Annotated in this window: 11 protein-coding genes; 3 read left to right on the top strand and 8 right to left on the bottom strand. The window is 66.9% G+C overall.

What is annotated here, in order from left to right:
- Positions 1 to 42: 42 nt before the first annotated feature.
- Together QX135_RS31965 and QX135_RS31960 are read right to left on the bottom strand one after the other, a co-directional pair.
- Positions 43 to 348, bottom strand: a complete 306-nt coding sequence (locus tag QX135_RS31965) for a histone (RefSeq protein WP_316182576.1) — start codon at positions 346 to 348, stop codon at positions 43 to 45.
- Positions 349 to 420: 72 nt separating this feature from the next.
- Entirely contained in the window at positions 421 to 1,866 is a 1,446-nt protein-coding gene (locus QX135_RS31960) for a deoxyribodipyrimidine photo-lyase (protein ID WP_316182578.1), read from the bottom strand.
- A 126-nt stretch (positions 1,867 to 1,992) separates the two neighbouring features.
- On the opposite strand from QX135_RS31960, the gene QX135_RS31955 reads away from it, so the two are divergent.
- Positions 1,993 to 3,696: a methyl-accepting chemotaxis protein gene (locus tag QX135_RS31955; RefSeq protein WP_315798634.1), complete on the top strand. Its 1,704-nt coding sequence runs from the start codon at positions 1,993 to 1,995 to the stop codon at positions 3,694 to 3,696.
- 6 nt (positions 3,697 to 3,702) lie between these two features.
- Here the strand turns inward: QX135_RS31955 and QX135_RS31950 are convergent, their stop codons facing one another.
- From QX135_RS31950 to QX135_RS31925, 6 genes are all read right to left on the bottom strand, one after another.
- A complete protein-coding gene (locus QX135_RS31950) occupies positions 3,703 to 5,007 on the bottom strand; it encodes a TRAP transporter large permease subunit (protein ID WP_316182580.1) in 1,305 nt (434 codons plus the stop codon).
- Positions 5,008 to 5,095: 88 nt separating this feature from the next.
- The gene (locus tag QX135_RS31945) at positions 5,096 to 5,701 is read right to left on the bottom strand and encodes a TRAP transporter small permease (protein ID WP_315776582.1); all 606 of its coding nucleotides are present in this window, start codon (positions 5,699 to 5,701) and stop codon (positions 5,096 to 5,098) included.
- On the bottom strand, positions 5,694 to 6,695 hold the full coding sequence (locus tag QX135_RS31940) for a TRAP transporter substrate-binding protein (RefSeq protein ID WP_316182582.1): 1,002 nt from the start codon (positions 6,693 to 6,695) through the stop codon (positions 5,694 to 5,696). The genes QX135_RS31945 and QX135_RS31940 overlap by 8 nt, the downstream gene beginning before the upstream one ends.
- A 275-nt stretch (positions 6,696 to 6,970) precedes the next feature.
- The gene (locus QX135_RS31935) at positions 6,971 to 8,629 is read right to left on the bottom strand and encodes a hydantoinase B/oxoprolinase family protein (RefSeq protein WP_316234473.1); all 1,659 of its coding nucleotides are present in this window, start codon (positions 8,627 to 8,629) and stop codon (positions 6,971 to 6,973) included.
- Between the two features lies 1 nt (position 8,630).
- Positions 8,631 to 10,715 carry a hydantoinase/oxoprolinase family protein gene (locus QX135_RS31930; protein WP_316182586.1) on the bottom strand — a complete coding sequence of 695 codons (2,085 nt, stop codon included), beginning with the start codon at positions 10,713 to 10,715 and terminating at the stop codon, positions 8,631 to 8,633.
- Between the two features lie 897 nt (positions 10,716 to 11,612).
- Complete coding sequence (locus tag QX135_RS31925; protein WP_315776578.1) at positions 11,613 to 12,125, bottom strand: DUF6789 family protein; 513 nt, start codon at positions 12,123 to 12,125, stop codon at positions 11,613 to 11,615.
- Between the two features lie 112 nt (positions 12,126 to 12,237).
- On the opposite strand from QX135_RS31925, the gene QX135_RS31920 reads away from it, so the two are divergent.
- The gene (locus tag QX135_RS31920; protein WP_315737670.1) at positions 12,238 to 12,744 is read left to right on the top strand and encodes a Spy/CpxP family protein refolding chaperone; all 507 of its coding nucleotides are present in this window, start codon (positions 12,238 to 12,240) and stop codon (positions 12,742 to 12,744) included.
- A gap of 182 nt (positions 12,745 to 12,926) precedes the next feature.
- Positions 12,927 to 14,894 carry a DEAD/DEAH box helicase gene (locus QX135_RS31915; protein ID WP_316182589.1) on the top strand — a complete coding sequence of 656 codons (1,968 nt, stop codon included), beginning with the start codon at positions 12,927 to 12,929 and terminating at the stop codon, positions 14,892 to 14,894.
- Positions 14,895 to 14,896 lie beyond the last annotated feature (2 nt).

Below are 14,896 nucleotides of genomic sequence, written 5' to 3'. Positions count from 1 at the left end.
GGGGCAAGCCGATCGCCTGCCTTCAGGCCGGGCCGAGCAGAATCAGCGCTTGGCCTTCTTCGTCTTCTTGGCCGCTTTCTTGGTGGCCTTCTTGGCCGTCTTCTTCGCAGCTTTCTTGGCCGCCTTCTTCACGGTCTTCTTCACAGCCTTCTTGGCGGACTTCTTGGTCGCGACCTTCTTGGCCTTGGCGGCGGCCCGCTTGGGTGCAGCCTTCTTGGAGGTCTTCTTCGCGGTCTTCTTGGCCGCTCGCCGGGCCTTAGGTGCCGTCGTGATCACCGGATCCTTCGGCGCCTCGGCGGGCATGCTGGTCTCGGTCACGGTCGGGTCAGAGAGTGGAGTGTCGTCCATATCGGGTCCCCCGATTTGTTGGAAACCTTGCGACGATAGCTGGATTCTCCGTGCTGTCAAAGCGCACCCCAACTAATCACTTGTGCGCAAGCTCGCGTAGGCTGCCAGCGCGCGCTCCCGCCCATACTTGTGATCCACGAACGGCGCCGGGTAGGAGCGGCCGAGTGCAACCCCGGCCTCCGCGAGCTCGAGCGGCTTTGCCGCCCAGGGCTGGTGGACCAGCGCGGCCGGCAGGCGCGCCAGCTCCGGCACCCAGCGGCGGACATAGGTCCCGTGAGAATCGAACTTCTCGCCCTGCAGCACGGGATTGAAGACGCGGAAGTACGGCGCGGCGTCGGCGCCCGATCCTGCAACCCATTGCCAACTTGCCGGATTGCTGCCCGGGTCGGCGTCGACCAGCGTGTCCCAGAACCACTGTTCGCCGAGCCGCCAGTCGATCAGAAGGTGCTTCACGAGCAGCGAGGCGACCACCATACGGACGCGGTTGTGCATGCTTCCGGTATGCCAGAGCTCGCGCATGCCGGCGTCGACGATCGGATATCCGGTTCGCCCGCGCTGCCAGGCCTGCAGCGCTGCATCATCCTGAGCCCAGGGAAAGGCGTCGAATGACGGCTGCAGGTTGCGGGTTGCGAGGTCGGGATTGTTGTAGAGCAGGTGGCGGCTGAACTCGCGCCAGCCGAGCTCGCTCAGGAACTTGTCGATGCCGGCGGCGGAAGCCGGACGCTCGGCGGCGGCAAATCGCGCCGCATGCCAGACCTGGCGCGGGCTGATCTCGCCGAAGCGCAGATGCGGCGACAGCCGGGAGGTCGCCTCGATGTCGGGCCGGTCGCGATCGGCGGCATAGGTCTGAACGGCCGTTTCGAGAAAGCTGGCGAGGCGCGCCTGTGCCGCGCGCTCGCCGGCTTGCCATGACGCGCGCAGGCCGCCCGCCCAGTCGGGCTTGAGCGGCTCGAGCGCGAGCTCGTCGATCGGCAAGCTCGCGCCGCCGGGGGCGTGCGACAGCCGGGCCGGCCGCGGCAGCGGCTTCGGCGGATCACCCAGAGCGAGCACGCGCTTCCAGAACGGCGTGAACACGCGCGGCCCGCGTCCATCCTTGCCGCGCAACTCGGCCGGATCGACCAGAAGGTCATCGGGAAACACGCGTGAAGAGACGCCGATCTCGGCGAGTGCTGCTTCGACATCGGCAGCCACGGCGCGGGGGGCGGCCTGCGCGACATCGTTCCAGTACACCGCGCCGGCCTTGGTCTCACGCGCCAGTTCGCAGAGCACCTCGGCCGCGGCTCCACGGCGGATCACGAGCCCGGCGCCGAGCGCATGTAGTTCGGCCTGGAGTGCACGCAACGATTGCGCGAGCCACCAGCGCGTCGCGCCGCCGAGCGGACGCAACCCAGGGCTTTCCTGATCGTGGACGTAACTACAAACGATCCGAGTGCCCGACCTTGCTGCTTCATACAACGCGGGGTGGTCAGAGAGCCGCAGGCTCTCGCGAAACCACACGATGATGGGGGAGGAGGACATGATCAGGGTATCTTACTGCCGTTTTTATAGAGAGTTCCGGTATTCTACGCTCCGGAAAATAACTGCTTTGAAACGAACTACGGGCACTTTGAGATTCAGTTGCAGTTCCCCTGGAAGGTTTATGACGTGTCCGTCAAATTGAAGCTCGGCACCAAGGCGCTGATCGGTGCCGTTGTCGTGATCGCCCTGAATACCGCCCTGGTCGTCGGCGCAGCGTACTGGTCGCTGTCCTCTGACTTCGCCGACCGCGCCAAGCGCGACATCGAAGGCAATCTTCGCACCTTTGCGCTGACGTTCACCGAAACGTTCAAGGACGCGAAAGTCAGCGTGCAGAACGGCGTCGTTACGCGCATCGAGATTACGGCGATTCCCGAGATCAAGGATCACGCGATCGTCGATCGCGCGGTGTCCTATGTCGGCGGCAGCGCCACGCTGTTCGTGGTCGATGACAGCGGCCAGTTCGTCCGCCGCTCGACCAACGTGAAGAAGGAGAATGGCGACCGCGCCGTGGGCACCCAGCTTGCCGCGGATCATCCGGCGCAGGCGCTGCTGCGCCGCGGCGAGGCTTACAAGGGCCCCGCGACGCTGTTCGGCAAGTCGTTCATGACCGCTTATTTTCCCGTCACCAATCCGGCTGGAAAGGTGATCGGCATTCTGTATGTCGGCGTGCCCATGGCCGAGCTCGACGCCATGCTGTCGCAGGCGATGCGGACCATGGTCGTCGCGGCTGCGATCGCCGCGCTGCTGGTGCTCGGCTTGACCATGCTGGCGGTACGCCGCGTCACCAAGCCTCTCGCCGCGGTGACCGACGCGCTCACCGCCATCGCCGAGGGCCGCGAGGACGTTGCGATCAAGTCCGATGACCGCAGCGACGAGATCGGTGAGATCGCCCGCAGCCTGGTCGTGTTCCGCAGTGCCGCGAGCGAGCGGCGCCGGATGCGCGAGGAGCAGACGGCTGCGGCCGCCGCGGCCGTCGAGCAGCGCAAGGCCGAGCTGCAGCGTTTCGTCGATTCGTTCCAGGCCAGCATCGGCGGCATCATCGAGAACGTCTTGACCTCGTCGGGCGAGTTCGAGCGCGAGGCGCGCCAGCTCACCCAGACCGCGCGGACCACCGCCGACCTGTCCGGTCATTCGGCCGGCGCTTCGGAAACCGCCTCCGAGCACGTCCGCACCGCGGCTGCTGCCTCGGACGAGCTGTCCGGCTCGATCGCCGAGATCATCCGTCGCGTGCAGGAGTCCAACGCCATCGCCGCCGAGGCGGTCAACCAGGCGACCGCGACCGACCAGCGCATCAAGGAGCTGTCCGACGCCGGCAACCGCATCGGCGACGTCGTCAAGCTGATCACCTCGATCGCCGAGCAGACCAACCTGCTGGCGCTCAACGCCACCATCGAGGCAGCCCGGGCCGGCGATGCCGGCCGCGGATTCGCGGTGGTCGCTCAGGAGGTCAAGACCCTGGCCGGGCAGACCGCCAAGGCGACGGAGGAGATCTCCAGCCAGATCGCCAACATGCAGACCGTGACCCAGGAGTCGGTCGACGCCATCAAGGCGATCGGCTCGACCATCGAGCGCATCAACGGGATCGCCGCCTCGATCTCGGCCGCCGTCGAACAGCAGCGCGCCGCCACGCAGAACATCACCCAGAGCGTCCGCTCGGCCGCGACCGGCACCGCAGAGGTCGTCGAGAACATCCGCAGCGCGGCACGTGGGGCAGGCGAGACCGGCGAAAGCTCCAACCGGATGTTCGCGTCCGCCCAGGCGCTGTCCAGCGAGAGCCTGCGGCTGAAGGCCGAGGTGCAGAAGTTCCTCGACGGGATGCGCGCGGCCTGACAAGCGCTACCCGTAGAGCAATCGTGGCAGGATCGTCACGATGCCCGGGAACAGCGTGAGCAGAAGCACGAAGGCGATCATGATGACGAGGTAGGGGGCGGTCACGCGGGCGATGTAGCCGAGACCGTCCTCCGTCAGTCCCTGAATCACGAACAGGTTGAAGCCGACCGGCGGCGTGATCTGGGCCATCTCGACGGCAAGCACCAGGAAGATCCCGAACCAGACCTCGTCGAAGCCGGCGCCCTTCACGATCGGCAGCACGATCGGGAGCGTCATCACGATCATCGAGAAGCCGTCGAGAAAGCAGCCGAGGATCAGGTAGAACACGATCAGCACGGCGATCAGCATGAACGGCGACAGGCCGAGCCCCTTCACGAAGGCGGCCACGGCCTGCGGGATGCCGAGAAAGGCTGCGGCATTGCCGAGGATCGACGCGCCGAGCACGATCAGCGCGATCATCGAGCAGGTGATGACCGAGCCGATCATCACGTCGCGCACCACCTGCTGCGACATCGACCCCTGAAAATAGGCGACCAGCGCCGCGCCGAGCACGCCGACGGCGGCGGCCTCCGACGGCGTGGCGAGGCCGCCATACATCGAGCCGAGCACGCAAGCGATCAGGAACAGGGCCGGCGCCAGGTCCTTCAGCGCCGCGAAGCGCTCGGCCCAGGGGACCTGCGACAGCAGCGCCTCCGCCTTCGGCACCATCGCCGGCTTCAGCGTGGTGTGCAGCATCACCCAGCCCATGAAGGTGCCGGCCAGCAGCAGCCCCGGCAGCACGCCGGCGGTGAACAGTTTTAAGATCGAGACGTCGCCGAGCACGCCATAGATGATCATGATGTTCGACGGCGGGATCAGGAAGCCGAGCGTGCCGGCGCCGGCCAGCGAGCCGATCGCGATGTCGCGCGAATAGCCGCGGCGCAGCAGCTCGTTGAGCGACATCCGGCCGATCACCTGCGTCGTCGCCGCCGACGAGCCGGAGATCGCGGCGAAGATGGTGCAGCCGATGACATTGACGTGGAGCAGGCGGCCCGGCAGCAGGCCGGCCCACGGCGCCAGGCCCTGGAACAGCGAGCGCGACAGCCGGGTGCGGAATAGCAGCTCGCCCATCAGGATGAACAGCGGCAGCGCCAGCAGCTCCTGGGTGGTCAGGATGTTCCAGGCATATTGCGGAAGCAGCTTGTCCAGCGGGATCGACCGGAACATCGCCAGCAGCAGGGTTGCGGTGAAGGCAAGCGTCAGCCCGATCCACAGGCCGCCGGCCAGCAGCGCGAACAGGATGGCGAACAGGGCGATGACTTCGATGGTCATGAGGCGACGGAGTCCGCGGTGAGTGGGGCGGGCGGGAAGGGACGTGGCTGCCCGGGACAAGCCCGGGCATGACGGAGGGAGGATGTTTTCATTCGACCGGCGAGGCCTTCATCCGGTGATCCTCCACGGGCAGCCCCAGCGCGGCCTGGATTGCACGCGCGAGGAATTGCAGGGTCAGCAGCAGCATGCCGAAGGTGACGACGGCCTGCGGAAACCACAGCGGTGTGTCGCTCGAGGTCGAGACCTGGCCGCGCATGAACGAGCCAAAGGCGAACTTCGTCATCGCCCAGGTCAGGAACGCCATGAAGGCGAAGCCGGCGGCCGCCGCCAGCACCTCCATCGCGCGCTGCAGCGGCGCCGGCACGTTCTTCAGGAGCAGCACGACGCGGATGTGGCCGCCGACCCGCAGGGTCATGGCGGCGCCGAAGGTGAACGAGGCCGCCATCAGGTAGGACGAGTATTCCCAGGCGATCGAGATCGTCGGCGGGAAGAACGGCAGCACGTTCGACAGCGCCCGCGTCGTGACCTCGGCAAGCATCAGCAACGTCAGCGTCAGCAGGCAACCGCCGCCGATCCAGCCATCGAGCCGGCCGAGCCGGTCGATGACGTCGAGCAGAATGCGCAGCGGCGCCGGCGCCGCTGCGTTGAGGCTCACCTGTTCGCGCGGCGACGGCGTGACGAGACCCTCAGCCACGCTTCATCTCGGCGAGATAGGCCTTCACCGGCGCTTCGGCGGCGGGCACGCGCTTGAGGAAGGCGTCCATCAGCGGCGCGGTCTTGGTCCGGATTTCCGTCATCATGGCGTCGGAGACCGCAACGACTTCCATGCCGCCTTCCTTGAGGCGGTTGAGGCTGTCGACGTCGGCCTTGACCGAGTTGGCCCAGAAGGTCGGCTCCATCTTCGCGGCGATGTCGGTGATGATTGTCTGCTGCTCGGGCGCCAGCGCCTTCCAGGAATCCAGGTTCACGTTGAGCATCTGCGACGACCACACATGGTTGGTCGGGTAGACGTATTTGAGGAACTCCCAGAACTTGCCGTCGACACCCGATACCGACGAGGTCGAGACGCCGGCGACGGCGCCCGAGGCCAGCGCCGGGATCGTCTCGCCCCAGGGGATCATGACAGCGGCCATGCCGATGGCGTTGAGCATGTCGACCGCGTTCTTGTCGGGCACGCGGATCTTGATGTTCTTCAGCCCGGCGACGTCGTTCGTCTTGACCTTGAGATGCAGATACTGCGTCGGCCACGGCACGATGTAGAGGATCTTCTGGTTGTTGCGCGCGGCGATCTTGTCGTATTCGGGTCGCACATATTTGTGCAGCACCTTGAGCTCGTCCATCGAGCCGGCGAGGAACGGGATGCTCTCGACACCCATGAACGGCTCGTCGCCGACCTGCTGGATGTTGAGCACGTCCGCCAGCGGCACCAGGCCGTCGCGCACGGCGCGCAAATGCTCAGGCCCTTTGAAGCCAAGCTGACCGCCGGCCTTCACGGTGATGTTGACCGCACCGCCCGTCTGCTTCTTCACCTCCTCGGCAAAGGCCATCGCATTCTGGGTGTGGAAGTTGCCGTCGGGCCAGACCGTGGACATGTCCCAGGTCGTCGTTGCGGCGCGTGCCCTCGTTGAGACATGGCTGGCTGCGAGCAGGGTAGCTGCACCTGCCGTGAACGTCCGTCGCGTGATCATGAGTGTCTCCGGGTTCGTTGCTGAGCTATTTGCATGAGATCGAAAAAGGTTGGGCGAGCACTATGCTCGCGGCCATCCTTCGAGACGCCCGCCTGCGGCGGGCTCCTCAGGATGAGGGTACGTTGCGCGGCAAGATGCTGATCCTCTCCATGAGGACTTTTCTCATGGTCAATGTGCAGCATCGATCGCGGTACTAAACCCTCATGGTGAGGAGCGTCGCCCTTGCGACGCGTCTCGAACCATGAGGCCACAAATGTTCCGGCGGGCATGAGATCTCACCGCGCCTGTCCGTAGAGCTTTGCAGCATTGTCCGCCGATACCAGTCCGCTCTCGACATCGCTCCGCACCAGCTCTGCGGCCCGCTCCATGGGATCGCCGATGCCGGCACCGCCGGGTGTCAGCACCACCAGCCGGTCGTCCGGCGGCACGGTCTGGAAACCCTTGCCGCGCAGCTTCTTTCCCGACTTGAGCCCGACATAGCCGGCCTGGCCGTTGTGGCCGCCGTCACGGCCGCGCGGCGGGTGATCGATGCGGTCGAAGGCGGCGAGGATGTCGAACGGCGCGTCGACGCCGCTGCCGACCTCGATGATCTGGCCGAGGCCGCCGCGGGTGCGGCCGGCGCCGCCGGAATCCGGCCGCAGCTCCTTGCGCCAGAAGATCAGCGGCGTCTGCGTCTCGGCAATTTCGACCGGCGTGCCGCGGACGCCCGAGGGATAGGCGGTCGCCGACAGCCCGTCCTTGTCGAAGCGGGCACCGGTGCCGCCGTTCGAGGTCACCGCCATCGAGAATCCGTAATTGCCGCCGGCGCCGGAGCGGGTCTGGCCGCGCACATTGAGATTCCACAGGCAGGAGGTGCCTTCGGCAGGTACGCGCTCCGGGATGATCTGGCGCAGGCAGCCGAACACCACGTCGGGCAGCATCTGGCCGATGACATGGCGCGAGGCGACCGGCGCGGGCTTCGGCGCATTGAGGATCGCGCCCGATGGCGCCGACACTGTGAGCGGCGACAGCGAGCCGGCATTGTTGGGGATCGCGGAGGCCACGACGCAGCCGAGCCCGAACACGGTGTAGGCCGTGGTGTAGGACAGCGGCACGTTAATGCCGAACTTCGAGGCCTTCGACGTGCCGTCGAAATCGACGTGGATGCCGTCGTCCGAGATCGTCAGCGCTGCCTTCAAAGTCACCGGCGCGTCGTAGCCGTCGACGACCATCTCGTTGCGCCAGGTGCCCTTGGGCAGCTTGGCAATCTCGGCCAGGACGGCCTCGCGCGAGCGGTCGCAGATGTAGTCGCCGAGCTCATCGAGCGAGGCAATTCCGAACTCGGTCATCATCTCGACCAGGCGCTGGCAGCCGACATCGTTGCAGGCGGCGAGCGAGTAGGTGTCGCCCTCGGTGTCCACCGGCAGGCGTGTATTCGCTCTGATCATCGCCATCAGCGTCTCGTTGACGACGCCCTGGTCGATCAGCTTCAGCATCGGGATGTACAGTCCTTCCATGAATACGTCGGTGCCATCGGGGCCGAAGCCGATGCCGCCGATGTCCATCAGATGGCTGGTGCAGGAGAACAGCGCGACCGGCTCGCCGTCCTTGAAGCAGGGCGTGGTGACGACGAAGTCGTTGAGATGGCCGGTGCCCATCCAGGGATCGTTGGTGATGTAGGCATCGCCCGGCTTCATCGTCGCAATCGGGAAATGCGTGATGAAGTGCTTCACCGACTCGGCCATCGAGTTGACGTGGCCGGGCGTGCCGGTGACGGCCTGCGCCAGCATGCGGCCCTTCAGGTCGAACACGCCGGCGGAGAGGTCACCGCATTCGCGCACGATCGGGCTGAAGGCGGTGCGCAGCAGCACCTGGGCCTGCTCCTCGACCACGGCGATGAGCCGGTGCCACATGATCTGCAGGTCGATCAGGCTCGTCGCTTGGGACTCGCTCATCTCAGGCCGCCTTCCGTTCCATGACGATGCTGCCGGCACCGTCGATATGTGCGTCAAAACTGTTGGAGATGAAGGTCGAGGTCTCGTCCTCGGCGATCACGGCGGGGCCGGCGACGACGGCGCCCGGCGCCATCTGCTCGCGGCGATACAGTGGGATCTCGACGAAGCGTCCGGCGCGGCCGTCGAAGAATTTGCGGTGGCCGGCGGCTTGCCCCGCGGGCTTGCGCTGCACCTCGGCGACGGCGGGCGGTTGGTGCGCATCCGTGGTCGCGAGCACAGACCAGCTCAGCACCTCGATCGCTGCACCGGGGATCGGGCGCTCGAACAAAGCGGCATAGCCCGCCTCGAACGAGGCGCGCAGTGCTGGCAGGTCGTGCGCGGTGAGCGGGCGGTTCGGCAGCTCGACATTGATCTCGTGACCTTGGCCGACATAGCGCATGAAGGCGGCGCGGCGCTCGCGCACCGCAGCTCCAGCCGCACCCGGCTCGACCAGCGCACGCGCCTCGTCCGCCATCTCCTGCAGCAGGCTGGAGACGAGCGCCGTATCGAAATCATCGAGCCGGGCATGGCGGCTGCGCACCAGCTCGTAGGCGATGGGTGCCGCGAGGAAACCGACCGCCGAGCCGACGCCGGCGTTGGACGGCACGATCACCCTGGCGACGCCGATCTTCTCGGCGACGCGGGCGGCGTGCAGCGGCGCGGCGCCGCCGAACGCGATCAGCGTGTGCTGACCAATCACGGCGCCGCGCTCGACGGCGTGGACGCGCGCCGCGCTCGCCATGTTCTCGCAAACGACTTCATGCACCGCATAAGCCGCGGTCTCGGCATCGAGGCCGAGCGGCGCGCCGACGTCGCAGAGCAGGGCCTGTCTCGACAGCTCGGGATCGAGCTTGATGGTGCCGCCGGCGAACGCATCGGGATCGATCATGCCGAGTGCGACGTCGGAATCGGTCACGGCAGGACGCTGGCCGCCGCGGCCGTAGCACGCAGGACCGGGCTCGGAGGAGGCGCTCTCCGGGCCGACGGTGACGCGCTTCATTGCGTCGATCCGCGCGATCGAGCCGCCGCCGGCGCCGATCTCGACCATCTCGATGACGGGGATGCGCACCGGCAGGCCAGAGCCTTTCAGGAAGCGCGCGGCGCGATCGACCTCGAACACGCGCGAGCTCTCCGGCTCGAAGTTCTCGATCAGACAGATCTTGGCGGTGGTGCCGCCCATGTCGAACGACAGCACCTTGCGCTCGCCGAGCCGCGCCGCAATCTGGCCGGCGAAGATGGCGCCGCCTGCGGGACCGGATTCGACGAGGCGCACCGGGAAGCGCCGCGCCGTCGCGATCGAGGTCACGCCGCCGCCCGACGTGACGAGATAGATCGCGCCGCGGAACTGCTCGATCCTTAGCGCCTGCTCCATGCGCGCGAGATAGCTGTCCATCAGCGGCTGCACATAGGCGTTGGCGACGGCGGTCGAGGTGCGTTCGTACTCCCGGATTTCGGGACAGACCGCCGAGGACAAGGTGATCGACATGTCCGGCATTTCCTCGGCCAGGATCTCCGCGGCGCGGCGCTCATGCGCGGGATTGGCATAGGCGTGGAGGAAGGCGATGGCGATGCTGGCGACATCGAGCGTGCGCAGTTGCGGCACCAGCGCACGCACCGCCGCTTCGTCGAGCGGCAGCCTGACGTCTCCGTGGGCATCGACGCGCTCGGGCACGGTGAAGCGCAGGGAGCGCGGCACCAGCGGTTTCGGCTTGTCGATCGAGAGATCGTACTGGTCGTAGCGGCTCTCGGTTCCAATATCCAGAACATCGCGAAAGCCGGAAGTGGCGATCAGCGCGGTCTTGGCGCCGCGGCGCTCGATGATGGCGTTGGTCGCGAGCGTGGTGCCGTGAATGAAGACGTCGATGTCGCTGATGCGCGCCTTCGCGTCGGCGAGAATGAGGCTGACGCCGTCGAGCACGGCCTGCTCGGGCTGCGCCGGCGTGGTCAGCAGCTTGCGTGTCCGGCGCTGACAGCCGATGTCGAGAACGATATCGGTGAACGTGCCTCCGATATCGACGGCCAGCCGGACTTCGGCTCCTTCAAGCATTCGATGGTCTCCGCAAGCGACGAATTGATGTGCGAGTTCAGCAATTCCTATGCCATTGCGCCAGCGGAGATGCAGCTTGCTGCTCTGCGTTTGGTGCGGTGCGGATTTGAGGTCGCGGTGCGATGGGCGCGCAACCTTGCTGATCGTGGGGCGGTTGTTTGCTAGCAGCATTGAATACGACGCCGCGTTCAGTGCTGCTCACATGCTCCGCTGTCGTCCCGGCGAAAGCCGGCACCCATAACCCCAGGGAGCGGTTTGGGGCAGGCCGATCGTTTGACACCCTCCACATCATATCCGCCGCGGAGTATGGGTCCCGGATCGGCGCCGCGTCGCGCTGACGCGCGCCGTGGCTTGTCCGGGACGACAGCGGAGATCGGAGCGCGTGGGGAGCATCTCGAAGACGTGCGTTCGCATTCCCGCGGCATGAGCAGCCCGAGTTCTGCGGCCTGTTTACCCTCTGCAAAACGAGAGGGTGCAGGGAATGCCGGGTGAAGGCCTCACCCATGGCCCGCCTGCGAAAAAAAATGCAGGCGGCAGGTACCACAGGCAAAGCCGATCAACCGGCATTCCCTGCGCGATGTCTTCACGCTTATACGCAGTCTCCCTGGTGCGCCGAGCGTGTTGGCCACCATGATCCGCGCGGCGCCTCGAGCGCCGTCGCGAACGTAACACCAGCATCGGGGTGTCAGGACGCTGCGACTTCGCGTCCGTAATCATGCCGGTCGTCTGCGCCGAAGGCGCGTCCGGCATGACTGCGGCCACCGCATCCCGCACCCGACGTTCGTGACGACGCGTACGTCCCTCTGCATGGGGCAGGACGACGCGGATCATACATGATTTACGAGAAAACGAAAGCGAAAAATTTCGGTCTTTTCGAAGTAGACGAGACGGCGGCGCTCAGACGTGATCGCTTTCTCCGACTCGGCGAAGCTCGGCCTTCGGATCCGGTCTCTGCAGGGCCGCATACACGGCGCCCAGCACGACGCTGTACGCCTCGACCATCGCCAGCGAAAACAGCGCCGGGCCGGCGCCCAGCCCGAGCGACGTTGCGAACGGTCCAAGGCCGATGGCGGGAAACAAACCGATTCCGAGCAACACCCAGCCGGCGAGCCCGAGCAGGAAGCCTTTGGCGACGCCGCTGCCGCCGGGCAGGCGGTGGAAGAAGCGGCCGAACAGCAGGCCGATCAGGAAGGCTCCGTTGAGCTGCGACAGCAACCATAGCGGCGCCCCATCGTGCATCGCTCGGGCGAACAGGGGCGAGAGCGTGTCGAGAAGCGCCGAGGCGGGATCGAACTGCGGCAATAGGTGAAGCCGGCTCTTGAGCTCCATCAGGCCGATATGCGCCAGCGTCCCGCAGCCCGATGCGACCGCCGACGTCCATATCCAGCGATAGCTGCGGATCGTTGTCATCTCCTCTATTCGCCATGGCTCGTCCGTGGCTCGTTGATCTCGCTCAAGCATGCGATCTCGCCGCTCGCTTAGTTTGCGCAAACTCATTGGTACGACGTCAAGGAGTTCTGCTATGCGATTAGATCCACGCGCGCTGGTCTTCGCGGCCGCAATCGTCACCGTCACCGCCGCACCGGGCTTTGCCCAGCCGGGCGCGGGCGGGCCAGGGTGGGGCCCGGGCATGATGATGGGGCCCGGGATGATGGGCGGCCGGGGCTTCGGCTTCCTCTGCAATCCCCGCATGGCCGGATTTGCCGAATGGCGGATGTCGCAGATCGAGGCCGCCATCAAGCCGAACGACGCGCAGCGGGCGCGGCTCGATGATCTCAAAGCGGCATCGGCCAAGGCGGCGGAGCTGATCACGAAGGACTGCCCGGCGACGCCGCCGGTCAAGGCGACCGACCGCCTCGCATTGGCGGAGCAGCGCCTCGACACGATGCAGCAGGCGATCAAGATCGTCCGGCCGGCGTTTCAGGCGCTCTACGACTCGCTCGATGACAAGCAGAAGGCGGCCATGGACGCCAGCGGTCCGCGCAACTGGGGCTGGCGTCACTGGCATTGGCCGTGGAGCGACGAGTAGCCGAGATCTGGCGCAGCGGTGGCCATGCGTCTCGCATCTTCCGGGCCGCGCGGCCGTCGACCATCGGTATCGCCCGGCCCGGCTGGGCGCACTGAGCAGGACAGGATTTGACCGTTCACGGCCCTCGTGTTCCGGCGCGGCATGGCGTAAAGCAGCCGGATCGAAACGAGGTTTCCGGTCACTTGTCCTTTCCCACGACGAATCCGCCGCTCGCCCGCGCTCTGGCCGAGCGCAATTATGAGACTCCGACGCCCGTACAGCTCGCCGTGCTTGCGCATGACGCCGTCGACCGTGACCTCCTGGTTTCGGCGCAGACCGGCTCGGGCAAGACCGTGGCCTATGGGCTGGCGCTCGCGAACAACCTGCTGGGCGAGGCCGAGCGGTTCGAGCGGGCCACCGCGCCGCTGGCGCTGATCGTGGCGCCGACGCGCGAGCTTGCCTTGCAGGTCCAGCGCGAGCTCGCATGGCTTTATCAGCACGCGGGCGCGCGCGTCGTCTCCTGCGTCGGCGGCATGGATCCGCGCCGCGAGCAGCGCGAGCTGGAGGCCGGGGCCCATATCGTCGTCGGCACGCCCGGGCGGCTGTGCGATCATCTGCGACGCGGGCGTCTCGATATCTCGGAACTGAAGGCCGTGGTGCTCGACGAGGCCGACGAGATGCTCAATCTCGGCTTTCGCGAGGACCTCGAGTTCATCCTCGAGACCACGCCGGAAACGCGCCGGACGCTGCTGTTCTCGGCGACTTTCCCGCGCGGCATCGTCGCGCTGGCCAAACAGTATCAGGACGACGCCTTCCGGATCGAGGTCGAGGGCGACGAAGGCGGGCATGCCGACATCGAGTACCGTGCCATCCGCATCGCCGCCGACGATGTCGAGCATGCGGTCGTCAACGTGCTGCGCTTCTACGAGTCGCCGAGCGCGATCGTGTTCTGCAACACCCGCGAGAAGGTGCGCCATCTGCAGGCGGCGCTGCTGGAGCGCGGCTTTTCCGTCGTCGCGCTGTCGGGTGAGCTGACCCAGAACGAGCGGACCACGGCGCTGCAGTCGCTGCGCGACGGGCGCGCGCGGGTGTGCGTGGCAACCGACGTCGCAGCACGCGGCATCGATCTCGCGAAGCTCGACCTCGTCGTCCACGCCGAGCTGCCGAATGATCCCGAGGTGATGCAGCATCGCTCGGGTCGCACCGGCCGCGCCGGCCGCAAGGGCGTCAGCGTGCTCCTGGTGCCGCCGGCCCGCCGACGGCGCGCGGAAACGCTGCTGAACCTCGCCGGCATCGAGGCCGCGTGGGGCGCCGCGCCGCAGGCGGATGAGATCCGCAAGCTCGATCAGGAGCGCATGCTCCACGACCAGGTGTTCACCGAGGAGACGACGGCGGAGGATCTGGCGCTCGCGCAGGCGCTGCTGGCGGAGCGGTCGGCCGAGGACATCGCCGCCGCATTGGCACGGCTCTATCGCGCGCGGCTGCCGTCGCCCGAGGACATTCTCGATCCAGGCCAGGATCGTGGCCGTGCGCGCGAGGATCGCGGTCGCGATACCGTCAGGCCGGCGCGCGGCGAGGAGCGGCCACCGGCGCCCCGAACGAAGACGGGGAAGCCGTCGGCGCGCCACGGCATGGGCGAGCCGAGCATCTGGTTCCGGGCGGCGATCGGACGCAGGAAGAACGCCGAGGCGCGCTGGCTGCTGCCGATGATCTGCCGCCGCGGCGGCATCGAAAAGCACGACATCGGCGCCATCAAGATCCAGGACACGACGACCGAGTTCGAGATCGCCGCGCGCGTCGCCGACGCATTTGCTGCGAACATCCGCCGTCCCGACAAGGAGGACAATATCCGGATCGAGCCGCTGGCGGGCGCGCCCTCGGGGCAGGCGTCGCCGGACAAGCCGCGCGCCGACAAGCGGCCGCCGCGGCGCGAGGCGGACGAGACGGCCTACCATCCGCTGCAGCGCGATGAGCCGCGTGGGGGCAGGGACGCCAAGCCGCGCGCCAAGCCGCATCGCGAGGGGCCGGCGAAACCCGGCCAACAGCCGGCGTTCGCGAACAAAAAGCAGCATCGCGACAAGTCCAGCCACGGCGGACAGACGTATTCAGACAGACCCTCGCGGTCGAAGGCGCCGGGTGGAAAGAAGGCCAAGGCCAAACGCCGCGGCTGATT

The organism is Bradyrhizobium sp. SZCCHNR1098 (genome assembly GCF_032489375.1).
In the GTDB taxonomy this organism is placed as follows: Bacteria; Pseudomonadota; Alphaproteobacteria; order Rhizobiales; family Xanthobacteraceae; genus Bradyrhizobium.
This window is presented reverse-complemented; position numbering and strand designations above follow the sequence as displayed.

Bases quoted from the DNA above. Each gene is read 5' to 3' on its own strand.
- QX135_RS31965 (WP_316182576.1), bottom strand. From the start codon at position 348: ATGGACGACACTCCACTCTCTGACCCGACCGTGACCGAGACCAGCATG.
- QX135_RS31960 (WP_316182578.1), bottom strand. From the start codon at position 1,866: ATGTCCTCCTCCCCCATCATCGTGTGGTTTCGCGAGAGCCTGCGGCTC.
- QX135_RS31950 (WP_316182580.1), bottom strand. From the start codon at position 5,007: ATGACCATCGAAGTCATCGCCCTGTTCGCCATCCTGTTCGCGCTGCTG.
- QX135_RS31940 (WP_316182582.1), bottom strand. From the start codon at position 6,695: ATGATCACGCGACGGACGTTCACGGCAGGTGCAGCTACCCTGCTCGCA.
- QX135_RS31935 (WP_316234473.1), bottom strand. From the start codon at position 8,629: ATGAGCGAGTCCCAAGCGACGAGCCTGATCGACCTGCAGATCATGTGG.
- QX135_RS31930 (WP_316182586.1), bottom strand. From the start codon at position 10,715: ATGCTTGAAGGAGCCGAAGTCCGGCTGGCCGTCGATATCGGAGGCACG.
- QX135_RS31925 (WP_315776578.1), bottom strand. From the start codon at position 12,125: ATGACAACGATCCGCAGCTATCGCTGGATATGGACGTCGGCGGTCGCA.
- QX135_RS31920 (WP_315737670.1), top strand. From the start codon at position 12,238: ATGCGATTAGATCCACGCGCGCTGGTCTTCGCGGCCGCAATCGTCACC.